A 23,307-nucleotide genomic window follows, 5' to 3' on the forward strand; every position below is an offset into this window, starting at 1 on the left:
CTCCTCCTCGAATTTACCGACAAACGCTTTCTATTGCTTTTTCAATATCCAGACTCTCTATCTTAACAAGCTTCTCTAATGCTGGACTAAAAGGCACAGGTACAAATGGCGCTCCTACTCTTACAATTGGAGCATCCAAGTAATCCAGCATTTCCTCGGCAGCCATAGCCGATATTTCAGCGCCTACCCCACCAGTACAGATTGCCTCATGTACAATAACCAATCTCTTGGTCTTAGCTAGTGATTTAAATATTGTCTCTTTGTCAACTGGAGATATTGTCCTGAGATCAATCGCCTCAGCTTTAATACCTTTTTGAACTAAACTATCTACAGCTTTAATGACCTTGTTCATAACTAATGAATAGGAGACAACCGTTACATCAGTTCCTTCCCTTACCACTTTGGCCTTGCCGATTGGTACAATGACATCACCATCCGGCACTGGCCCCTTTGTTGCAAACAGCGCTTTATGTTCGAAATATAATACGGGGTCTTCACTACGGATAGCAGCTTTTAGCAGACCTTTAGCATCTGCTGGATTTGATGGAATTACTACTTTTAGTCCGGGTACATGCATAAACCATGCCTCTAAACTCTGAGAATGCTGAGCTGCTGCGGATCGTATGATCCCATCTGGTGCACGTAGTACCAGCGGCATAGAGCATTGCCCGCCAAACATATAGCGAACCTTGGCCATTTGGTTGACCACTTCATCCATCGCGACTGTAATGAAATCAGCAAAGTGCATATCTACTACTGGTCTAGCACCTGCTAAAGCCGCACCTACCCCAGCACCAACAATTGCAGTTTCTGATATAGGTGTGTCGATAACTCGGTCTAATCCAAACTTTTGCGGCAACCCTTTAAACTGCCCAAATATACCGCCCTGTCTGGCTATATCTTCGCCCATTACAAACACTCGCGAGTCTCGTTCCATTTCTTCGCTCATAGCTTCCAGAGTAGCTTCCGAAAAAGTTATTTCACGCATTGAGCTTCACCCCTTCTTCAGCATAAAGATCGTCAAACAGTTCACTAACGTCGGGGTACTGCGCTGCCCGCGCTTTTTCCACAGACTGCTCAACCAGGCTTATTGTTTCAGTCATTACTTCGTCAAGTTGAGACTGCTTCACCAGTTTTTCTTTTATACTTAGTTCAGCCAGACGTTTAATGGGATCATTATTCGCAAATTGAACTTCTACTTCGGCTTTAGCACGATATAATTCAGGATCACCTACGTAATGACCCTTGATGCGATAGGTCTTGCATTCGAGCAGTACTGGACCATTGCCGCTGCGAATCCAGGTAATTAGTTCTTTTGCAGCTTTATAGACTTCCAAGACTGAATTACCATCCACTATTCTTGACGGCATTCCATAGCCTATCGCGCGTACGGCAATATCCTCTACCGCTGTAGTGCTGCGGTATGGAGTAGTTGATGCATATTGATTATTTTCACAGACAAACAACACTGGGAGTTTCCACGCTGCCGCCATATTTAAGGCCTCATGAAAAGTACCACGATTTGAGGCTCCATCCCCGAAAAAGCAAACTGCAACATCATCGCGTTTCATTATCTTTCCGGCTAAAGCGGCCCCTACCGCCAAATTATAACCGCCGCCAACTACACCATTTGCCCCTAACATGCCTATCGAAAAATCGGCAATATGCATTGATCCGCCTTTTCCTTTACAGTAACCATCTTTTTTTCCAAAAAGCTCTGCCATCATACGATATATGTCTGCACCTTTGGCGATACAATGTCCATGCCCACGATGTGTACTAGTAATAAAATCAGTCTTGCGCAGGTTTTCGCAGACGCCTACGGCAATTGCCTCTTCACCAACATATAGATGGACAAATCCAGGTAATTCACTAGCTAGAAATAATTCTTGAGCCTTCTCTTCAAATATTCGGATTTTGACCATCTGGCGATACAAACGGAGTAATAACTCTGTATCGTAAGACACTTGAATCCCCCCTGTTTGTTAAAACTAAGTTGTGAAGCTATTTGCTAATTATTTAATGCAAACTTTGTGCCAAAAAATAAGATGCCAAGAAATAATCTTAGCACCTTTGTTTTCAAGTACTTTTCATATTAGTACGAGGTTATAGTCTGATATGCCAAACAGCTGCGTTCAAATACTGAACAATGTATGTTCAATTTTAGATCATTGCTCTTGCTGGTCCTTCAGTTTGCTGTAGAGGGTGTTTCTTCCGATACCCAATAGCTCTGCAGCCTGCGAAATGTTTCCCTTTGTTTGTTCCAAGGTTTCCCGAATTGCTTTCAGTTCTATTTCCTTCAATGACATTTTGCGACGTAAGTTCTGCACTGGATTGCTAATAACACCCTGAGGAAGATAATCCGACCCGATAACTTCATCTTGGCAGATATTTACGGCCCGCTCGATAATGTTTTCCAATTCTCGTATATTACCGGGCCAATCATAGTATCGCAATGCTTCTTTCATTTCAGCTGATAGTTTTTTAGGCTGCAGATTCATTTGCTCACACATTTTCTGCAAAAATAGTTCTGCTAGAATTACCACATCACCTTGACGCTCGCGCAGCGGTGGTACAAATATTGGGAAGACATTAAGTCTGTAATACAAGTCCTGCCTAAAATTGCCTTGAGAAACTTCATAACTAAGATTACGATTTGTTGCACAAATGATTCTTACATCAACATCCAAATAACGCATACCGCCAACGCGGGAAATACGTCTTTCTTGCAATGCCCTTAAAATTTTCACCTGAATATCAAGCGGCATTTCGCCAATTTCATCTAAAAAGAGTGTTCCACCATGTGCTAGCTCAAATTTTCCTGGCCGTCCCCCACTCTTAGCCCCTGTGAAAGAGCCTTCTTCATAACCAAATAGTTCACTCTCCACAATATCCCGCGGCAAGGCCCCACAGTTAATTGCAACAAATGGTCCATCATGCCTGCTGCTAGAGTTATGAATGGCTTGGGCGATAAGTTCTTTGCCTGTTCCACTCTCGCCCTGAATAAGTACATTGGCTTTCGAATTTGCTGCTATTTTGGCTAATCTTACTGCTTCCATAAGACCTGGGCTTGTTCCAATCAAGTTATCAAAACTAAATCTGGCTGTTGCCCCGACCATGCGGTTTACCATTTGTCGTACTCTTTTTATTTCCCGGAAAATATCAATTACGCCATCAAACTCACCCTGCTCATTGTAAATAGGAATAGCTGTTTTAATAAAGTGCAGTGTTCCTCGTTTCGTCTCAATAACAAACTCACGATCCTGATAACCTCTTTTAGTCTCTAGCACCTGTAAAACTACAGGCTTAAAGTCACAGAGATCCCGAAGATCTTTACCGATCGCGTCTTTAGCATCAACTTTTAATATCTTTGATCCAATTGGATTTATGTAGGTAACAACCCCTGACTTGTTAATCATGAGAAGTCCATCTGAGATTGCATTAACGATTGTCGAGGTGATATGAGAAGATTTTTCTAGCTCTTTTTGAGCTTTATGATTTTTAAGCAAATTTTCTACAGCTGCGGCAGCCGCAACAACCATTCCAAGGGTATGACAATTAACAAATTCCTGAGGACCTGTGAGACTAAGCACCCCGATAAGCTCCCCATCAGTCCCCTTTATTGAGGCTGCTGAACACGACCATTTGTGAAAGATTCGGCAGTAGTGTTCACTCCCGGCCACCTGTATGGCAGGACAGCCTCTAAGAACAAGACCAATTGCTGTAGTTCCTACTATTTCTTCTGTCAATTGAACCCCTTTTACATAATGAACACCCATATTAGGACTGACTGCATCATGCTCTCCTACCACTTCAACTACAAATCCCTGCCGGCTGGCCAAAACAACGACAAATCCTGAACTCTTTACTAAGTCGTATAACTTATTCATAAACGGGGCTGCAGCTTCAATCAAACCTTTTTGCTCTGACAACAACTCTTCAAGGGCTCTTCCTGTTACTACCGCTCCGCTGTTCCCACATATTGGGTCAAGGCCACGCTCGCGGCAGCGCTGCTTAGATAAAGCTATCTCATGTTTAGTCAAATCCATGCTTTTATCACTCCAGCTATTCTGATATACTGCTTTATATTTATAAATGTTTATTCACTGTTTGACCAATTTATCCCGATACACGTCTTGCTTTATAATAATCAAGTCGTCATAAATACTTTACCGCTTTATTGGCAGTAAAAAAGAGCCTAGAAACGAATTAATCGAATCCTAGGCTCTTTTTTAGTATTGTAATAATAGTAGCTAGTTTAAAACTATATTATCTCCTACGGAGTGAATGACGACGTTCAGAAACTTTACTAGTAAGAGTAGTATTTACTGGACTACTCAAAGCACAATTATTATCCGGTTCTTTACTTACTGATAATGCCGCCTTTGTGGCTCGTTCGATAATATAATCAATCGTATCATAGCTTTGCATCGACGCAGTACCAACCGCTACAGCAACATGAAGGGTTTCACTATCAATGCTTACGCCTGACTCTGAAACTAAAAGCTTAACTTTTTCGGCTAGCATCAACAGTCTGCTCTTATTTGAGCTTTCTACGACAGCAATAAAACTCGCACCATGCCACCTACCCACTATATTTGGATTTTTGATGACGGCTTCCAAAGTTTTAGCAACCATTTTGAGTATTTTATCGGCATTAGCAACTCCATATAACTCATTGACTTTTCGGAATCCGAGAATATTAATATATAAAATACCGAACGGTTCATTTGCTGCGCTAGCTTCATTTAACATTTTTTGCAGCCTGCTTTGTAAGTATTGTTTACTAACCAACTCAGTAAGAGAGTCAATATAAGCAGCTTTCGTTAACGCTTTAACCTTATCACCGCCGAGTTTTCGCTGCGAGCTATCTGATATTAATTCGATAACACCTATTATATTATTATCAGCATCATAAACTGGAAAAGTTCTAACTGTTACGGAAACTCTATGTCCTTCCCGATGAAGAATAAATACCTCAGTTTCAGGCTGCTGACTTTCTTGTAGGGCAAGTGTAACTGGGCATTGCTCTCCACAGATTTTTTCACCAGACAGATTAATATGAGAAATTATCTGACAGCATTTCTGATTTATGGCTTCCTCTAATCGATAGCCAGAAAGCTTCTCACATCCGCGATTCCAATAAATTATATTCTTATTCGAATCGACGAAGTAGACACCTTCATCAATATAGTTAAAAACGTTTTTTATCATAGCTCTAAAATAGTCATGCATATTTTTGTGCCTCCTTCGATTTGTAGTTTTCTACAGTTTCTAAGGAGGCTTTATTTTTTCCTGCTTAGTAACAACTATTAATGAACTTTTTATATTATTAGATCGTCTGCTAGTGTTATATAAACAAAAAAACTCAACACACCTAAGATCTAGTTATGTTGAGTAAAGTTTATTCTATGAAACGCGAATTATATTACTGCTTCTTCTTTAGCACTTTGAGGAGTATCAAGATAGTACCTCAGAGTAATCGCGCTCACAACAATTAAACCACCAATTATTGCAAATTGCCCAGGCACTTCCCCGAGCACAAGAAATACCCATATTGGATTTAATATTGGTTCAATTGTCGTTATCAAGGTTGCCTGAAGTGCATTAATGTGACGAATGGCATAAGAATAAAGCACGTAAGCCAAGCCTAACTGAAAAACCCCTAGGACAATAATTCCGACTATATTAGAAGTGGATAAAGAGATACCAGATAAAAATGGAATGCTGATTATAAAGGTCAATAGGTTACCCAAAAGAATTGAACCGTGGGGTGATCCATTCTTTTGCATGCGCAGACAAACTATGCACAGAGCAAAACTAACTCCTGATGCAATAGCGAGTAAGTTTCCTGTCATTGCGCCGCCCGATAGTTTGTCAATAAAGAAGAATATCATACCAGCAACAACTACCCCAATGGTTAACCAATCACGCCTATCGGCTCTTTCGCTGAGCAGCCAACCTCCCAGCAGCGCTACATAGATAGGTGCTGTATATTGTAATAAAATTGCATTTGCCGCTGTTGTCATCTTTGTTGCTGTAACAAAAAAAAATACCGTACTACAGTAAGCTGCCGCTCCTGCCCATTGAACTTTAGAAAAGGTTAATTTCTCATGCCTAAACGCAATTCCAATTACTAAAGCAGCAATTATGCTGCGTATACCTGCGATAGCCATTGGAGACCATTCTACCCACTTGATAAGCACACCGCCCGAACTCCATAAAACAGCGGCTAATACTAAGCATATGAGAGCCTTTTGTTTATCGCTCATTTCTCTAACCTTCCATCTTTTAGCTCAAATTATTTACTTTTAAATAATAGCAAACCGCCTGCTATAAAACAGACGGTTCATATACCATTTAACTCTTAAAACACTTCATGTATAATAATCGTTTGATCACGACGCGGACCTACAGAAACAATTCCGATTTGAATACCAGTAACCTCGCTCAAACGCTCAACATATTTGCGAGCATTAACTGGCAGTTCGTCATATGAGCGAACACCACTGATATCAGTTTCCCAACCTGTTAACTCTTCATAAACAGGTTCAACTTCAGCCAAGACTTTAAGACTTGCTGGAAACTCGTTTATAATCTCGCCTTTGTATTTATAACCCACACAAATTTTTAAGGTTTTGAGTTTATCAAGAATATCCAGACGAGTTATCGCCATGTAGTCAATTCCGCTTACATAACCAGCATAGCGAACAACGCAGGCATCCAGCCAGCCGCAACGACGCGGACGACCGGTAGTAGTACCAAATTCATGGCCTTCTTTGCGAATCATTTCGCCAGTTTCGTCCAGCAATTCAGTTGGGAAAGGTCCTTCGCCAACACGTGTAGTATAGGCTTTAACAACACCAATAACCTTGCTGATTTTGCTTGGGCCAATACCAGCACCGATGCAGGCACCACCAGCAATCGGATGCGAAGAGGTAACATACGGATATGTTCCATGATCTAAATCCAATAACGTAGCTTGAGCACCTTCAAACAGAACTTTTTGGCCTTCACCGATAGCTTGATAAAGAACGGCGGAGGTATCTCTCACATATGGACGAAGTTTCTCGGCGTAGCCAAGATATTCAGCTTTTACTGCTTCGAAATCAAAGCCCTCTTCGTTATATACTGCTTTTAATAGATGGTTCTTAGCTTCTAAATTGCGCTCTAATTTTGCACTAAACTCTTCTTCATCCAACAAATCAACAATGCGAATACCACTGCGCGCATTTTTATCCATATAACATGGTCCAATACCGCGTTTAGTAGTACCAATTTTAAAATCACCACGATACTCTTCTTCGACTGCATCAAGCAGACGGTGATAAGGCATGATGACATGTGCACGGTTTGAAATTCGCAGATTGGAAGTATCTATACCTTTTTCCTGCATATTCTCGATTTCTTTAATGAGTACTGCAGGATCAATAACTACACCATTGCCTATAACGCAGGTCTTATCATTATAGAGTATGCCTGAAGGCAATAAATGCAACTTAAACTCGTTGCCACCAACAATAACGGTATGTCCGGCATTGTTGCCTCCTTGATAACGAACTACGACATCTGCCTTTTCGGCTAAATAATCAACTATTTTACCTTTTCCTTCATCGCCCCATTGGGTACCGATAACTACTACTGCTGACATAATATTCCACTCTCCTAGCGGTCGGTATAAAACTTTTGCCTTATACCAAAAAATTAAAATACTAGAGACTCTTTTAGTATCCTGGCTTTATTAACATTTGTCTGGAGTTCGGCGCATCCATTTAGCTACGCCCGTAACCAGCGACATGCACTTTCGTACATACACCTAATGCAAAAGGCCCTCTGACTGAAAACTAATCCCCATTCTCTCGACATTTGCCTTCATGTCATATGGGTAAACCAGTAGCTTGTCGAAAATATAGTAAATTTGCGCAGGAAGTAATCAGCAATAATTGTACTGTCCGCCAAAACTAACTCCAGCGTTAGCTAAATCAGGCACAACAATCAAGCGCTGAATTACTTGGGTTGCTAATTTAAAAACCTTGATTTAATGCTAAAATCTATATTTGCAAATTAGCGGCTATGCTGCCAATTAAATGGGTTTATTCAGATATCTAATTGCTTAGATTAGCTTTCCCTAAGTCAGAAAAATAACTCAAATAGGCTGTAATTTTTACGCCAACATTTGAGCTTATAAGGAAATATAACCTTTTTTCCCTTGAATATCATAGCATTTACCAGGCTTAGTGTCAATCCATTATTTCGAATGTTAATGGGACTATTGCATGGTAATGTTCGGACTTTTTAGACGAGTTCTCTATCGTTTTTAGATTATTCGCTATTTCTAAGCAAGCGTGATGAGTTTAAAACTACCAAAATTGCTCCTAAATTGTGAACGATTGCGGCAGCTACCGGTCCCAGCAAGCCATATGCAGCAAGCACGATCGCTGCAAAATTTATGAAATTTGCGGCAATGATATTTTGATGGATAGTTTTTATTGTTCGTCTGCTAAGCTGAATAATAACTTTAAGCTTTTTAAGGTCTCCTGAAAGCAATGCGATACTAGCGGCTTCAAGAGCAACATTAGTACCACCACTACCCATTGCTACACCAACATTGGCTGCTGCTAACGCCGGAGCATCATTTACTCCATCTCCAACCATAAGCACCTTATTGCCCTGTTCTTGATAGCTCTTGACGAACTGAACTTTGTCACCCGGCAATAAATCGCCGTGAACCTCTGAAATATTGAGTTTTTCTCCCACCGCTTTACCAACTATAGCAGCATCTCCTGTTATTAATGCGACTGTTTTTATGCCAGCTTGTTTTAAGGATTCAATTGCTTCGGCAGCTCCACTTCGGAGAGGATCTACAATTGTGATTATCGCAGCGAGATCACTTTCTGTGGCGAGATATACTACTGTTTCACCTTGTAGCTGTCTTTCTAGGCTATATTGAATTTGCTCGTCTAGAAGCATAATACCATTATTATCTAAGAGAGATTTGTTGCCTAATAAATAGTTTATGTAGCCAACTTTGGCAGTGACCCCTAGCCCAACTAGCTGCTGCCACTCTTCAGGCTCACTTGAAACGACTTTCTCACTAACAGCTGCATCGATTATTGCTTTAGCTAAATGATGCTCAGATCTTTTTTCGATACCAGCGGCGATCGATAAAACATCAGGCCTTTTCCAATCACCATAGCAAGCAATATCAGCCAACTTAGGCTGTCCTACCGTTACCGTCCCGGTTTTATCAAAAAGAATAGTATCAATATCTCCAATTTGCTCTAAGACTTCTCCGCCTTTGACTAATACGCCTCGCCGTGCTGCCATACCAATTGCTGCCGCAACGGCTGTTGGCGTGCTTAGAAGCATAGCACAAGGACAGAAAACGATTAATATCGTAACCGCCCGTACAATATCCCCTGTAACAGCATATACAAGAACGGCAATTCCTAAACTGAGTGGTACAAACCAATCTGCCCATTTATCGATAATACGAGCAATCGGCGCTTTGCTTTGCTGAGCTTGTTCAACCATTTGAATAATATGCCCAAGTGCAGTATCTTTACCTACCCTGACAGCAGTTATTTCAATGGAGCCTCTTTCAATAATCGTGCCGCCAAAGACTAGTTCACCAACAGTCTTCTCTACAGGTATTGACTCACCAGTTATAGCAGACTGATCTACTACAGCAAACCCTCTGGTTATATTTCCATCCACAGGTATTTTTTCACCAGGCTTCACCAACAGATAGTCGCCCTGACGTACAGCTTCTGCGGGTATCTCCTTTTCTTCACCACTAGAAATTATTCTTGCCTTTAACGGAGCTAGTTCAGCCAGCTTTTGTAATGCATCATTAGACTTCTCAAGCGTTTTATGCTCTAACATTTCCCCAATTGTCATAATTATTGCCACTTCTGCGGCTGCAAAATATTCACCAATAGCAATGGATGCAATTATCGCAATACTGACTAACAGACCAACTTTTGTATCACCTTGTTTGACTATTGCCATTATCGCTTCTCTTACAATCGGAAAACCGCATAACAGAGCCGCAATTAGAGCAGTATCTATGCCAAATATTGCAGGCATTATTTCGAACCAATACAAACTAACTAGACAGGTCGACAGTCCAACAACTATATATTCATATCCATGTCCGTGATCATGGTGATGGCCATGACTCTTAGACTCAGTTAATTTGCTTTCAACCACTTTTAGCGACATTTTCCCTTCACCTCATTCCTGAACATGTTCTAGACATTGATTAAATAGCTGCATAATATGCCCATCATTTAGCGAGTAATAAACATGCTGTGCTTCTTTACGCGTCTTAACAAGGCGCATATTTCTCAATTGCCTAAGCTGATGTGATACCGCTGATGATGTCATACCTAGAATTGTCGCGATATGGTGTACGCATAATTCACCGCCCTCGGCTAATACATGAACAATCTTCACCCGCGTAGGTTCACTTAAGACCTGAAAGGTCTCCGCAATATCAAGGAATACTTCCTCATCAAGCATATTTTCCTTTATTGAAGCTAAGCATGTTTCGTCGACACAGCGTCTCTCACCACAGTTATATTGTAAGTTTTTCATAACAAACCCCCTCCTTGCTTATGTGAATATATATTCATATAAGCAACTTCATTCTACTCAACATTTATACCTTTGTAAACACTTTGTTAATATTTTTTGCATAATACCCCTTAATAAAAAAATAACACTGTTCTTTTTAATAAATTTGGATATAATTGATTTCTGTAATCATTTTTTCTTGAGAGAGGAAGTATCGAACAACATATGATGCGCACGATTAGGCGCTTACTCATTGGAAAGCCACTTCATAACAATGAGCTTGCGCACGAAAAACTGCCTAAATGGAAAGCTCTGTCGATTTTCTCATCTGATGCTCTATCGTCAGTAGCCTATGGTCCAGAGCAAATTATCTTAACTTTAGTTGCCGTTCCTGGTCTGATAGCCTACAGTTATATGGCTCCGATTTCACTTTCAATTCTTGTCCTCCTAGCAATTGTCGCTTTATCTTACGTCCAAGTTGCCAAGGCTAATCCTGGTGGAGGTGGTGCCTACGCCGTTGCTAAAAAGAATTTGGGCGAAATGCCTGCTCTAATTGCTGCAGGTTCGGTATTTGCCGACTATGTGCTTACAGCTGCCGTTAGCGTAACCGCCGGTACAGCGGCTATTACATCTGCATTTCCATTCATAGCAGGTCATGACGTGGCTATCGACCTTTTTGTTTTATTCGCGATTTTAATGCTAATTAATTTAAGAGGTGTTCGCGAATCATCAAATGCTTTTGTCTTTCCTACCTATGCCTTTTTATTTGGGATATTGTGCTTGGTAGCGGTCGGCGCTTATAAAGCATTTACTGAATCTACATATTTAGTTCACCCAGATGCTTTTTCAACCCAGCCGCTAAATTGGGCCGCTTTCTTTGTAATACTGCGCGCTTTTGCTAATGGCTGCAGTTCTATGACTGGGGTTGAAGCGATTGCTGACAGTGTTCCAATGTTTAGGAAACCCGAGTCCCATAATGCAACAATAACCACCTATTGGATGGCTGGAATTTTAGGTACTATGTTTACTGGGATCTCATTCTTAATGCTCCACTATCATATAATACCCATTCCTGATGTAACCGCATTATCACAGATAGCCGAGCAAGTTTTCGGTCGTGGCTGGTTTTATTACTACATCCAGCTAAGTACAATGCTTGTTTTATATTTAGCAGCTAACACCGCATACAATGGTCTACCAATCCTGCTCTCAATTGTAGCAAAGGATGGCTATATGCCTCGCTATCTTGCAACACGCGGAGAACGATTAACCTACTCAAACGGGATTCTTCTGCTGACAATTGCGGCTGCAACCCTTATTGTTGTTTTTGGCGGCAATATAGATCATCTTATTTCACTTTATGCAATCGGTGTTTTTGTTTCTTTTACTATTGCTCAAACAAGCATGATTGTCCATTGGCGCCGCGAACGCGGACAAGGCTGGCAACTTAGGGCCTGGCTGAACGGCCTTGGGGCTTTTACGACTGGTCTTGTTGTTATAATAATAACAGTGACTAAGTTTGCCCACGGTGCTTGGCTGATACTGGTTTTCGTTCCATCGATAATATTTGTCTTCAAAAAAATCCGCGGACATTATGACTCCATTGCCAAACAGCTAAGTATGCCACCAGAATTCGTCGCCCAAGCCAAACCTAAAGCTGGAACTGAAAGTAAACATATTGTTGTAGTCCCCGTCTCGACCCCCACGAGAGTTGTTTTTGAAACATTAAAGTATGCCAAGGCAATTGGCGATAACGTCTTAGCTGTCCATGTTGCCAGCGAAGAAGACTCTGAGGAAAAGATAAAAGCTAAGTGGAATCAGTGGGACTTGGGCCTTGAACTAGTTGTGCTGCACTCACCCTATCGTCTATTAATGAATCCGCTTATCGACTATATCGAGCACCTTCATGATGCAAAAGGCCCAGATGACTACATTACAGTAGTTATTCCTGAATTCGAAACTAAAAGATGGTGGCATCGTCTTCTTCATAACCAAACAGGCTGGATACTAAGAACAGCTTTGATTCTGCGCGAAAACGTAATTGTTACTACTGTTCCGTATCAGCTGAAAGAATAGTAATAAAAGGGCTAAGCAGAGTACGTTTGCGTGCTTCTGCTTAGCCCTTTATTCAACTTAATATATTATTTTTAGATTTCAGTCTAATTATTTGCCCTCACGTATTTTGCTCTTGAAAAACAGCTCATATTTTAATAACATTTCATCTAACTCTTGACTGGCTGCGACAACCGTTGGATCGGTAAATGATTTGCGCTCTGCCGCTTTATATAATTTAGCACGCAGCTCTTGAATTTGAAGTTCTATTTCCCTGATTTTATTCATATATAGCACCTCAAGCACTTTTGCTCTTTATTATGCCCTTTACAACTGGTAAAAAATCGCCTGAGATTCTTCCTAGACTGTTCAATTGGCAATATGATAATTCTTAAAGCTCTATAGCATTGATTACCCATGGTATTTGCGATCTGATAAATTTGCCATCCGATTTTTCGGCTAAAAAAATTAGCTGGTATTTATTTTTATCGCTTATTACTCTAGATATTTCATCTCTAGTTAAATAGAAGTTGAACGACTCAGTTATTAGTGTGTCTGACGGAATAGCTATTTCGCTAATTGACTCTAACTGCCTAAAGGCATCACTAACACTAAACAGTTTTTTTTGAACTTCTAGATTAGCAAAATTCATTATAACACTCAGGTTTTTCAAAACTAAAGGTTCACTTATGTTACTACTAATCTCAGCCTTGAATGAGAATAAGCCAATTTCGGCTTCTTTGATACTTCGAGCTTCTGCAAAGTCTATTTCCGATCTTTTCGAGTACATCTTAAGCGTAGTTTGATAAAAATGGACCTCTATCTCTTTACTGAGATTTAGCTTACACAAAAGTTTCCTAAAAACCATTTAAACTCCCCCATATCTACCGACACAACTTCCCTAGCATAAATGTTTAACGTCCTTTTTGTAAATAGTTATATTAAATGACCTGGTTTAGCACCTAAGCGCTAAACCAGGTCATTTATCTTTTTATGCTAATGCTTCATTACACCAGTATCAGGATTCTGGAAAGCTGGAGGCTGAGGATTTTTTATGTCAAAGTATTTCCCTGGAGTAGATAAGTCAAAGTAAAGTCTAGCGTTCTCATCTATTCCCCAGTCTTGAGTCGATCCAGTTCCTTGAATCTGGTTAAAAGCCTGACGGAAAAGTGTATTATGGGCTTCTTCGCGATTTAATAGGAAGTCAATAGTCTCCCTGACAAACTTATCATTGATTTGTCTGTGAAGTAATTCATAAACTACTTTTGCCCTCTGTTCTGCAGCTATGTTGGAAAGCAAATCGGCAGCTAAATCACCGGTAACATTAACATAAGCAGCTGTCCACAAATAACCAGAAGCATTTGTTAATGCTGGATTTAAACCTGTTAGTACATGACTTTCTATATGGCCTGCTTGTACGGCTTGTGTATCAGGATCATGACCATTAAGGAGATTAATGGTTGTCGCGACCATTTCCATATGGCTCAATTCTTCTGATGCTATATCCATAAACAAATCTTTAATCGCAGGGTCTTTTATCCGAAAACTTTGCGCCATATACTGGATAGCCGCCTTCATTTCGCCTTGCGGACCGCCGAGCTGCTCGGTTAGCATTGCGGCATATGTCGGGTTTGGCCTTTCCACTCTTACAGGGCTGAGCAACTGCTTTTCGTGTTTAAACATTATATACACCACCTAATAGTTTAGTTCATATTTTATTATTTCTAAGAAATTAAGCTTTATTTTATATTCCTATTTTCTATAACTAAGGCCGCCCTTCTGGACGGCCAATATATGTGTTATTGTTGGGCTTGCTGCATCATTTGTTGGGACTGTTGGAAGATACCTTCTAACTGACTATTGGGACGATCATACGGTTTTGTCCATTCCTTTTTTATCATTAAGCCCATAAGTGCTTCATGGCTCATTAGCCCCTGCATGCAATAGTCAGTGAATAATCTTCTTACTTCTGGAGTCGTTGCAGTTAAAGCAGCCGCAAAATAAGCTTGTGCGTTTGCTGCTACACTAGATGTTGCAGTATATGCTAAAGTTTGATCTGCCGAAGTATCAGCGGTAGCTGAGAAAACTGAACCGATTAATGATGACATATTAAACAACTCCTCCTTATTGAATGTTAGTTTCCTGGTAGCCAGCTAATTGGTTCTCGTTTATGAACTGCTGAAGCCCGGCTATCCTCGCCTCAGCAGCAGTTATTCCCGTCTCATACATTCTTTGTAATTGTTCGTCCGAAACAGCTAACCTGCTTGTTTTAGCAACTGCAAGCCCGTTGATCTCCATCTCCAATAGCTTGGCAAGTGACAATACTTCTGCATCCATAAGTTGGCGCATGTAATTAACTCAACTCCTTTGATTTATTACTATTAGTTTGGTCATATGTACACTAAATATGTGGAATTTTATTCAAGCTTGTTTTAGAAGCTAAAATTCCGTATTTCTGTCTTATCTTATCCCACTTTTAATAAGTTATTCTTTATGTTTTTGGACATAAAAAATAACCGTGGCTTAGCCACGGTTATTTTGATAAATATTAAAGCCCGTAATGACGTTACCATCTATGTCTAAACCCGCAACTCGCAGGTGGGCATCCTAGCTATGTTTTTGTCATCCACTCATAGGCGGCTCGACAGCTGCATAACATTAAATTCCCTTAATATAAAAGTAGGTTAGACATAAATTAAGCTGACGTTCATCTCAGGCATTGTTTCGACATCACCTATAATACCATATATACCTCGCGAGCTCAATACGATTTTAGGCTGACTATATTGAATAGATACATACAATCGTCAGTATGCGCTATTACTCTTATCCTAACGTAATTATGCTCGCATTGTTTCATTTTAGTTCAATATGATCTTTGGATAGTACACAGCCAACACTATATTAGTTAACTGTTAACAATTCGTATTAAGCTCAACCGTTAAAATGCTCCGAAGCACTATACTATTCCTTCATGCACACAGTAACCTTATTGCGCGTCAACTTGCTTGTATATAAAGCTTTATCGGCATAGTCTAGCATTTTCTCAATACTTTCCGTATGTTCTGGAATTGATGCTACGCCGACACTTAAAGTACATCCAGATTCTAACTGCTCAAAGCGAGTGCGCATATTCTCTCCAATCAATTTTCCTTGTTCAGAATTTTGCCCTCGCAGAATAACAGCGAATTCGTCACCGCCATAACGAAATGCCGACCGCTCTCCAGCCGTCTCACTCATTATTTTAGCAAACTTTTTGAGCAAATCATCACCCTGCAGATGACCATGAGTATCATTATAGCGCTTAAAATAATCAAGATCGATAAAAAGTACTGTAGTATTAACTAAATTCCTTTGCGCTGTGTTTTTCAGACTCTCAATCGCATTATTAAAACTCCTTCGATTATAAATACCAGTCAGTCCGTCAATTTCAGCTTCATCAGACAGTTTTGCATGCAGCTGCTCAAGTTCATCAACCGTCTGGTTATATGCCAGCACTAGTTCAATAATTTCATCTTCATTTCCAGTTTCAGCAGGCTTTATTTTCTGATACTTACCGGAACGAAGCGAATTAAAGGCTTCAGTAACCTTTACCAGCGGCTTAGTAATCATATTAATAGAGAAGGATGATATAATCAGAAAGATTAGTACCATCGCACCTAGCGTAATTAATACACCGTAAGTGATAGGTTTCTGCATTATTTCTAATTCGGAAACCGGAGTTTGAACTACTGCAATCCATTGAGTTTTGGGTCCCTGGGCAATAGATGCATAATATTCTATACCATCTTTATCCTTAAATGTAAAAGACCGATTCCCATACTCTAATCTTGTTTGGACACTATTAAATGCAACATGCTTGTTACCGATTCTATTTTTATTAGAATGGTAGACAATGTTTCCCTCTCTGTCCAAAATAGTTATTAAACCGTTACGCCCAAATTCTCGATGGTCAAATAGTTCGGCTAAATTACTTTCCCTTACCCAAATAAGTCCTACAACTACTCCAGATACAGACCCATCATCTTCCTTGATAGGAACAGCAATAGCGATCACCTGTCTGCCATCAATTCCTTGGAATACGCCAGTAATAACAGTATTCCCTTGCATAGCTCCTTGGAAATATTCACGATAGGATACATTTTGGCCAATCAGAGATTCGTCATATATACCAGCTTTAACTATGTCACCTTTATCATTAGTTATAATAAGGGCATTTACATCCGGAAGCATTGAGGTTGCAGTGTCGAGATGTTCTTTGTCACGTTGTAACTGCTTATCTTTAGCTATTAGGTTTAATACGCTCTCAGTTCTATCAATTAGCGTTCTAAGCTGTCTAATTTGGTTATTAGCAGCATCTTCATTCATTTCGGCTATAAGTTTTTCCCCAGCAGTTCTTATTACATATTGCGTTCCAATTATTTGCGCAATCGCCGTAAAAAATAGTAATAATACAACAACCCATTTAATTTTTGTTGATAATTTCAAATAAGCTCCCACCTTGAATAAAGTAAAAACTATTAATTCGATATTTTTTGCAGATTCCCTCTTTCCCATGAATTTCAAGTATTCTTAGAAGGCCTGCCAATAACTTTTACAAAAAAAATTGCAAGCTCTATCGCTTGCAAAACAAATGGCAGCAGTCCTAGTTCAACATGATCGTCTAATTTAAACAAAGGCGTATCTTAAAACGCCATAGAATATGGTATGGAACACAATTATAATGGATGTATGTAATTATTACGATCCTTTTTTAAGTTCGCTAATATATAGTTTGAAGAATTTTAGAGTCATTATCGGTTAATCCCTTACCCCATCCTCCAGTATCTTTGTTGGCACATTAAGAACTTCTGCTATTCTAAGTATTAAACTTTTAGGAATATTAGATTTGTTCCCTAGTTCAATTTCCCATAAGTACTGGTAGGAACTTTCGTTAACAGCATCCACGAAATCCTGCCTTTTGTGGAAACCACGAATTTTTCTAAGATATTTTATTCTTTCGCCCAAAGTCATTCTTTTTAAAGTAGATAAATCTAGTTTTTCCAAGTTATACTCCCCTGGTAATATTTTCGTGATTTTATAATTGCTTAAGTCATTCGACAAATTATGACACTCGTTTTGTATTTTACCACGAAAATTTACTAAGGTAACTATATTTTAATCGAATAAACGGTATTGGTAACTATTCCTAATATGATATCACAAAGCACTTAAATTGGTATGCTTACTAGATGTATACCAAAAAATTGTTATACTATGGCCTACAACCGATAGCAGTATCAGGTTACGGATACTAAGGGATTAACTAATCTATTTAATTGTATAGATAATATAAAAAAGGCACTATGTGTGCCTTTTTTATATTATACCTTAAATTTTAAAGTTACCTCTTGAAGATCAGTCGCTAACTTTGCTAACGAACGGCTAGATGAAGCAATCTCGTCAGCCGTTGCGGATTGTTCTTCAGTTGCAGCTGCGACTGTTTCTGCATTAGCTTGCCCATGCTTACTTTCTTGTTCAATTTCTGCAATAGACTGAACTATGTGTTGGCTTCCTGCCGCCATTTCTTGAAGTGAACCTGACATTTCACGAACTCTCTCAGATAACTTTCCGACCTTGCTAAAAATGTCCCGGAACCCTTCCCCGGCTTCATTTACGAGCTTTATTCCATCAGTGACATCACTTTTAGCAGCATTCATTCTAGATACTGTATCTAAAATTTGTTCATTATTTAACTTAATAATGCTAGAAATTTTGTGAGTGGCGTTTTCTGTCTGTTCGGCTAGTTTCCTCACTTCTTCAGCAACGACTGCAAATCCCCTGCCTTGTTCGCCAGCACGTGCTGCTTCAATAGCAGCATTAAGTGCAAGAAGATTAGTCTGTCCGGCTATACCTGAAATTAATTCAATAATCGCTTCTATTTGGGCAGAGCTTTCTTTTAAGCCGTTAACCGCCTCAGCCGTCTGATCCGTCCCTTTGCCGACAGTACTAATTTGATTAATTGCCTTTTGAATAATTGATTGGCCGTTATGAGTAGTCTGTGCTGTTTCTTCTGACATCTCAGATAGATAATTGGCATTTTGCGCAATATGGTCTATTGATGCTGTTATTTCTTCTACTGTGATAGTAGTCTCACTAACGGTAGACACCTGTTTAGCTGAGCTCTCGGCCATATCTGTGATGGTTGTTGCAACTTGTTGAATTGCTAGTGATGATTGCTCAGCCCCAGCACTAAGTTCTTCACTGGCAGCTGCAAGATGCTCAGCGCTTGATCTTATTTGCTTAATAAGGTCACGTAGTTGCGTACTCATCTGTTTTAGAGATTTTGATATTTGCCCTATTTCATCGGACCTAGCTAAATCTTCTTCTTTGAACTTAGTATTAAAATCACCTGATGCTAGTTTGTTTACCTGGTTGGTAGCGTTTTCAATAGGACGCGATAGCGAGTTTCCAAATCTAAATGATACTATACCGGCTACAATTAAGATTATTAATGAAATACCTATTTTAGCATAAATTTCAGATTTTAAGGATTCATAATACTCTTGCTCTTTCTTGTTAACAACAGCATCAATGTCATCAATCCAGTTACCTGTCCCGATAACCCACTCATAGGGTTCAAAAGATTGGGTATACGCTCTTTTGGGTAATGCTTCATTCTGATTTGGTTTTGGAAAGTAATAGTCTGTATATCCCCCACCTTGCTGCCTACCATTTTTTATTAGATCTTTAATAAATTCATGTCCTTGAGAATCTTTGGCTTCGAGCCTTGATACACCTTCTTGGGGTCTACCCAGTAATACAACGTTTACACCTTGATAGTTATCAATCCAAAAATAATTCCCGTTGTCAAACCTTAAACTTCTAACTAAGTCAGCTGCTTTCTTTTTAGCTTCAGGTTCAGTGATAAGCCCCTTCTGCTGTTGCCGATATACGTCTGAAACTAAACTGAGTGCTGTTTCTACCTCTAGTTTTATACTGCGATCAAATTGGTCTAATAGTGTTTTCCTATAACTAATAACGTCTTCTTTAAAAGTCTTTACTGACTTATATATATCGTAGCCAGCTATGCAGACTATTGAAATTAAACAAATTAAGAATGAACATAGGACAATTTTATTACGTATGCTACTCATCATAATCCCCTCATATATTAATTTTTTATAGTGAATATTTATCTATTTCGCTAATAAGTTCTGATATTTCAGGCTTAGTAATTTGCGATATTGCGCCTAATGATTCTCCCTTACGACGCATCTCAGGATTTATTAGTGATGAAAAAATAACAACTGGCAATACATTAAGTTTAGGATTTTCCTTAATTCTTTTTAATAAGTGATGGCCATCCATTTGCGGCATTTCTATATCGGTAATTACTATGTTTACATCCTGAGAAATTTCTCTGTCATTATGTGATAACTTATCTAAAGTGTTCCAAGCATCGCGACCGTTTTCATAAACTAATAAGTTTTTATATCCAGAATCATGGAGTGTTTGGATCAGCAAGTCCCTTAACATCCTTGAGTCCTCTGCAATAAGTATTTTTTTGTTAGCCCTATTTTCAATAACGTCAACACTTGATACAGGTTTTTGACTTAATTTTTGTGCTATTTCTGGACTTACTTCCATCAGAATTTGCTCAAAATCAAGTAACACGACCAGTTTATTTTCCATTTTAATAATGCCTGTTGCAACGTTAGTATCAATTGTATTAGGAACCGGCTCCATTTTTTCCCATGATATTCTATGTATCCTGAGAACTGAATTTACTAGAAAACCAACGTATGTATTATTGAACTCACAAACGATAATGTGCTTCTCTTTGTCGTTATAGTCTGGGTTATCTAGTCGAACGCCTAGATTAACAATTGTTATTACTCTTCCTCTTAACTCAATTATACCTTCGATTACTTTTGGCATACCCGGTATTTTAGTTACAGGGAGGGGTCTAATAATCTCCCTCACTTTTGCTACATTGATTCCATAGTTTACATTACCAACAGTGAATTCGACAATTTCGAATTCGTTAGTACCTGACTCTAATAAAATAGAAGTTGAATTGATATTAGCCACGCAATTCCCTCTCTCAAATAAAATCGACAAAGTTTTACGAATATTGCTATTCTACGCAATATTCAAAAATACCTTTAGGCTAATAGCAATAAATTTACATAAAAAGTAATGATTTTGATATATAACTTTATTTTTAAAAAAGTAGGGAGATAGCCGCCATGAGGCTATCTCCCTACTTCCGAGTTTATTTAATTATTTTTATAGGAACTTCACACTAATAATTGCTGATAAGCGCAACAAATCGTTTAGTTAAGTCGGGGTCGAACTGTTTTCCTGCGCCTTTCTGAAGCTCCTTTATAGCATCTTCTTTAGTGAGTGCCCGCCGATAAGGTCTTTCGCTTAGCATTGCATCGTATGAATCTATTATTGCAAGAATCCTGCACTCTAGTGGTATCTCTTCACCTTTGAGTCCAATAGGATAACCTTCGCCATTCCACCACTCGTGGTGTTTGAGAATCCACTCTGGTACATGCAGTATATCTGGGAGCATTTTGCAAATTCGATATCCTATTTCCGGATGACGGCGAATTTCTCCCCATTCTTTTTCGCTAAGGCTTCCTTTTTTTAATAGAATTTGCTCCGGCACTACTACTTTACCAATATCATGAAACTTAGCAAATAATCTTAAATCAGTTATATGAGATTCTGAAAAACCCAAGTTCTGCGCAAATAGAGTAATTATTTTTTGAACATGCTCTACATTCTCTTTTGCAAAAGGCTTGTTATTAGTTGATTCTATAAACTCCCGAGCAATAGTATTTACACCATCTTGCTTTTTACTTAGCTTATCTTTATACATTAGATCATCGGCTTGCTTGAGCATACCTTCTATGTCAAAGGACCCATCTTCGTTATCAGAATAGCCTATTGACATTCTTAAGGGTGCAATATCCTTATTCTGGTTACTATTGATAATGCTTTGTCTAACTCTTTCACAAATATCTTTAGCACTACAGCTTGCATTATTTTTTATAATTATTGCAAACTCATCGCCACCAATCCTTGCGATAATTGCTTCTTCATTCGGTACACATTTAACAAGTACATTCGCTGCAGAAATAATAAGATTATCTCCAACCTCGTGGCCTAAAGTATCATTTATAATTTTCAACCCGTCAAGATCGCAAATAAGAATGCCTTTAGGTTTTCTTTTTTCAGCCTTGTACTTCTTTAGTATGTTTTCAAAATAGCCTCTATTATAAAGTCCTGTGAGTGCATCATGCTCGCTAAAAAACTTAATTCGTTCTTCTGATATTTTCCTTTCAGAAATATCTCTTACAATAGATAAAAATACAGGTTCATTATCTAAATCAAAAACGTGACAATTTATTTCGACTGGAATTTTTTTACCGCCTTTGTTTTCAAGGTAAGTCTCAAATAGCATACTTCCTTTATCTTTTAATATGTCTTTTACCTTTAAAACATCGATTTTGAAAACATGTGAGCTACGATTAACTGAGGTTAGATTTGCAAGTTCCTCTTTTGAATACCCTAGCATATCACACATTACATTATTAACTTCAATGATGGGTTGATAAACGTCTTTACTATTGAACCGATGAACAACAGCTCCATCCTTCATATTGTTAAATAGTCCTCTATAACGTTTTTCGCTATTCATAGCCTTAGATTCCATCAATTTACGCTGACTAATATCCCGTATAATTGACAAGCAGGCTGTTTTCCCCTGAAAATTAATTATTCTATTATTAATCTCAACAGGAAATATAGTCCCATCTTTCCTGCAATGCTCTTTTTCAAAAATCAATTCCTTATTAGCAATTATTTTGCTTACAAGACCTTTTATATCTTTATCAGCTACTTGAGAAGGATGAATGTCTAACGGAGTTAATTTTAATAACTCATCTCTAGTGTAACCCCGTTGTTTACAATAAGTTTCATTTACCTCAAAGAAATTAGTAAAAGGATTTTCCCCTTCTTGAAATCCATGAATTGCGACGCCATCATTAAGCGCATTAAAAAGGTCTCTGTATTTTTGTTCACTAGCAATTAACTCAGTTTCAAGTCTCTTTTTTTCAGTAATATCCCGTCCAATATTAAGAACTGCTTCCACCTGACTACCGGAATCATTGTAAACAGGACATCTAACAACTTCGTAATACGAAACGGTATTTCCAATAGGAAAAGCCGTTTCGCCTTTATATACCCTTCCTGTTACTAATACTTGTTGAATTTCTTTTTCAATATTTAATATTATATCTCCTGAAAATCCCAAATCTTTTAATGATTTACCCTCTATATCCTCTCTGTTTATACCAAGAAAATTCGATATCGAAGGGCTGACATATAGATAGATACCTTCCTTATTTACTATACTTGTATAATCCAATGGCGAACTCGCTAATGATTCTAGTAACTTTCTAATATTCAAATTCAATTTATACATAATACGAACCTCTTTAATAGAAATCGACAATTTTGATTATAGCTCTTTTGACTATAGCCTACAATAATTTGTAATCACAATTCTTACAAAAGGCGAGCCCATCGGAGATAATAAGAGCACTTCAACAAAATGGAACTTATCTTTAAAATGAGCAAATAAATTAAAGTCACTATCATTCGATAGTGACTTTAATTTAT

Annotated in this window: 19 protein-coding genes and 1 other RNA gene; 1 reads left to right on the forward strand and 19 read right to left on the reverse strand. The window is 38.7% G+C overall.

Features of this window, described 5'->3' with window-relative positions:
* Positions 1-13: 13 nt before the first annotated feature.
* The 8 genes from V6C17_RS01995 to V6C17_RS02030 form a co-directional block, all read right to left on the reverse strand.
* Positions 14-988, reverse strand: coding sequence for an alpha-ketoacid dehydrogenase subunit beta (locus V6C17_RS01995; RefSeq protein ID WP_333520867.1), 975 nt, complete (start codon positions 986-988; stop codon positions 14-16).
* Positions 981-1,967 (reverse strand): thiamine pyrophosphate-dependent dehydrogenase E1 component subunit alpha, encoded by a 987-nt coding sequence (locus V6C17_RS02000; RefSeq protein ID WP_333520868.1) that lies wholly within the window; start codon positions 1,965-1,967, stop codon positions 981-983. Before V6C17_RS02000 ends, V6C17_RS01995 begins: the two co-directional genes overlap by 8 nt.
* A gap of 201 nt (positions 1,968-2,168) precedes the next feature.
* Positions 2,169-4,049, reverse strand: coding sequence for a sigma-54-dependent Fis family transcriptional regulator (locus tag V6C17_RS02005; RefSeq protein ID WP_333520869.1), 1,881 nt, complete (start codon positions 4,047-4,049; stop codon positions 2,169-2,171).
* A 220-nt stretch (positions 4,050-4,269) separates the two neighbouring features.
* Positions 4,270-5,235 (reverse strand): sensor domain-containing diguanylate cyclase, encoded by a 966-nt coding sequence (locus tag V6C17_RS02010; protein ID WP_333520870.1) that lies wholly within the window; start codon positions 5,233-5,235, stop codon positions 4,270-4,272.
* Between the two features lie 188 nt (positions 5,236-5,423).
* A complete protein-coding gene (locus V6C17_RS02015) occupies positions 5,424-6,272 on the reverse strand; it encodes a DMT family transporter (RefSeq protein WP_333520871.1) in 849 nt (282 codons plus the stop codon).
* A 95-nt stretch (positions 6,273-6,367) separates the two neighbouring features.
* Positions 6,368-7,651: an adenylosuccinate synthase gene (locus V6C17_RS02020; RefSeq protein ID WP_333520872.1), complete on the reverse strand. Its 1,284-nt coding sequence runs from the start codon at positions 7,649-7,651 to the stop codon at positions 6,368-6,370.
* 671 nt (positions 7,652-8,322) lie between these two features.
* Positions 8,323-10,224, reverse strand: a complete 1,902-nt coding sequence (locus V6C17_RS02025; RefSeq protein ID WP_333520873.1) for a heavy metal translocating P-type ATPase — start codon at positions 10,222-10,224, stop codon at positions 8,323-8,325.
* Positions 10,225-10,236: 12 nt separating this feature from the next.
* On the reverse strand, positions 10,237-10,599 hold the full coding sequence (locus V6C17_RS02030; protein ID WP_333520874.1) for an ArsR/SmtB family transcription factor: 363 nt from the start codon (positions 10,597-10,599) through the stop codon (positions 10,237-10,239).
* Positions 10,600-10,803: 204 nt separating this feature from the next.
* On the opposite strand from V6C17_RS02030, the gene V6C17_RS02035 reads away from it, so the two are divergent.
* Positions 10,804-12,654 carry an APC family permease gene (locus V6C17_RS02035; RefSeq protein WP_333520875.1) on the forward strand — a complete coding sequence of 617 codons (1,851 nt, stop codon included), beginning with the start codon at positions 10,804-10,806 and terminating at the stop codon, positions 12,652-12,654.
* 87 nt (positions 12,655-12,741) lie between these two features.
* Here V6C17_RS02035 and V6C17_RS02040 read toward each other — a convergent pair whose 3' ends face one another.
* The 11 genes from V6C17_RS02040 to V6C17_RS02090 all read right to left on the reverse strand — a co-directional run bounded on the left by V6C17_RS02040 (position 12,742) and on the right by V6C17_RS02090 (position 23,110).
* Positions 12,742-12,918, reverse strand: coding sequence for an aspartyl-phosphate phosphatase Spo0E family protein (locus tag V6C17_RS02040; protein ID WP_333520876.1), 177 nt, complete (start codon positions 12,916-12,918; stop codon positions 12,742-12,744).
* 103 nt (positions 12,919-13,021) lie between these two features.
* Entirely contained in the window at positions 13,022-13,498 is a 477-nt protein-coding gene (locus V6C17_RS02045) for a hypothetical protein (RefSeq protein ID WP_333520877.1), read from the reverse strand.
* A 128-nt stretch (positions 13,499-13,626) separates the two neighbouring features.
* Positions 13,627-14,313 carry a manganese catalase family protein gene (locus tag V6C17_RS02050; protein WP_333520878.1) on the reverse strand — a complete coding sequence of 229 codons (687 nt, stop codon included), beginning with the start codon at positions 14,311-14,313 and terminating at the stop codon, positions 13,627-13,629.
* 116 nt (positions 14,314-14,429) lie between these two features.
* Positions 14,430-14,738, reverse strand: coding sequence for a spore coat protein (locus tag V6C17_RS02055; protein ID WP_333520879.1), 309 nt, complete (start codon positions 14,736-14,738; stop codon positions 14,430-14,432).
* A 16-nt stretch (positions 14,739-14,754) separates the two neighbouring features.
* A complete protein-coding gene (locus V6C17_RS02060; RefSeq protein WP_333520880.1) occupies positions 14,755-14,979 on the reverse strand; it encodes a hypothetical protein in 225 nt (74 codons plus the stop codon).
* 199 nt (positions 14,980-15,178) lie between these two features.
* Positions 15,179-15,352: non-coding RNA, 6S RNA (ssrS, locus tag V6C17_RS02065), on the reverse strand.
* Positions 15,353-15,594: 242 nt separating this feature from the next.
* Positions 15,595-17,118: a sensor domain-containing diguanylate cyclase gene (locus V6C17_RS02070; protein ID WP_333520881.1), complete on the reverse strand. Its 1,524-nt coding sequence runs from the start codon at positions 17,116-17,118 to the stop codon at positions 15,595-15,597.
* Positions 17,119-17,430: 312 nt separating this feature from the next.
* Positions 17,431-17,676: a helix-turn-helix domain-containing protein gene (locus V6C17_RS02075; RefSeq protein WP_333520882.1), complete on the reverse strand. Its 246-nt coding sequence runs from the start codon at positions 17,674-17,676 to the stop codon at positions 17,431-17,433.
* Between the two features lie 317 nt (positions 17,677-17,993).
* A complete protein-coding gene (locus V6C17_RS02080) occupies positions 17,994-19,769 on the reverse strand; it encodes a methyl-accepting chemotaxis protein (protein ID WP_333520883.1) in 1,776 nt (591 codons plus the stop codon).
* A gap of 22 nt (positions 19,770-19,791) precedes the next feature.
* The gene (locus tag V6C17_RS02085) at positions 19,792-20,703 is read right to left on the reverse strand and encodes a chemotaxis protein (RefSeq protein ID WP_333520884.1); all 912 of its coding nucleotides are present in this window, start codon (positions 20,701-20,703) and stop codon (positions 19,792-19,794) included.
* Between the two features lie 214 nt (positions 20,704-20,917).
* Positions 20,918-23,110: a PAS domain S-box protein gene (locus V6C17_RS02090; protein ID WP_333520885.1), complete on the reverse strand. Its 2,193-nt coding sequence runs from the start codon at positions 23,108-23,110 to the stop codon at positions 20,918-20,920.
* Positions 23,111-23,307 lie beyond the last annotated feature (197 nt).

Source organism: Dendrosporobacter sp. 1207_IL3150 (assembly GCF_036763085.1).
Classification (GTDB): domain Bacteria; phylum Bacillota; class Negativicutes; order DSM-1736; family Dendrosporobacteraceae; genus JBAIYU01.

What these genes read in the sequence shown, in the direction of transcription:
- V6C17_RS01995 (WP_333520867.1), bottom strand. Translation starts at nt 988, where the DNA reads ATGCGTGAAATAACTTTTTCGGAAGCTACTCTGGAAGCTATGAGCGAA.
- V6C17_RS02005 (WP_333520869.1), bottom strand. Translation starts at nt 4,049, where the DNA reads ATGGATTTGACTAAACATGAGATAGCTTTATCTAAGCAGCGCTGCCGC.
- V6C17_RS02010 (WP_333520870.1), bottom strand. Translation starts at nt 5,235, where the DNA reads ATGCATGACTATTTTAGAGCTATGATAAAAAACGTTTTTAACTATATT.
- V6C17_RS02015 (WP_333520871.1), bottom strand. Translation starts at nt 6,272, where the DNA reads ATGAGCGATAAACAAAAGGCTCTCATATGCTTAGTATTAGCCGCTGTT.
- V6C17_RS02020 (WP_333520872.1), bottom strand. Translation starts at nt 7,651, where the DNA reads ATGTCAGCAGTAGTAGTTATCGGTACCCAATGGGGCGATGAAGGAAAA.
- V6C17_RS02025 (WP_333520873.1), bottom strand. Translation starts at nt 10,224, where the DNA reads ATGTCGCTAAAAGTGGTTGAAAGCAAATTAACTGAGTCTAAGAGTCAT.
- V6C17_RS02030 (WP_333520874.1), bottom strand. Translation starts at nt 10,599, where the DNA reads ATGAAAAACTTACAATATAACTGTGGTGAGAGACGCTGTGTCGACGAA.
- V6C17_RS02035 (WP_333520875.1), top strand. Translation starts at nt 10,804, where the DNA reads ATGATGCGCACGATTAGGCGCTTACTCATTGGAAAGCCACTTCATAAC.
- V6C17_RS02040 (WP_333520876.1), bottom strand. Translation starts at nt 12,918, where the DNA reads ATGAATAAAATCAGGGAAATAGAACTTCAAATTCAAGAGCTGCGTGCT.
- V6C17_RS02045 (WP_333520877.1), bottom strand. Translation starts at nt 13,498, where the DNA reads ATGGTTTTTAGGAAACTTTTGTGTAAGCTAAATCTCAGTAAAGAGATA.
- V6C17_RS02050 (WP_333520878.1), bottom strand. Translation starts at nt 14,313, where the DNA reads ATGTTTAAACACGAAAAGCAGTTGCTCAGCCCTGTAAGAGTGGAAAGG.
- V6C17_RS02055 (WP_333520879.1), bottom strand. Translation starts at nt 14,738, where the DNA reads ATGTCATCATTAATCGGTTCAGTTTTCTCAGCTACCGCTGATACTTCG.
- V6C17_RS02060 (WP_333520880.1), bottom strand. Translation starts at nt 14,979, where the DNA reads ATGCGCCAACTTATGGATGCAGAAGTATTGTCACTTGCCAAGCTATTG.
- V6C17_RS02080 (WP_333520883.1), bottom strand. Translation starts at nt 19,769, where the DNA reads ATGATGAGTAGCATACGTAATAAAATTGTCCTATGTTCATTCTTAATT.
- V6C17_RS02090 (WP_333520885.1), bottom strand. Translation starts at nt 23,110, where the DNA reads ATGTATAAATTGAATTTGAATATTAGAAAGTTACTAGAATCATTAGCG.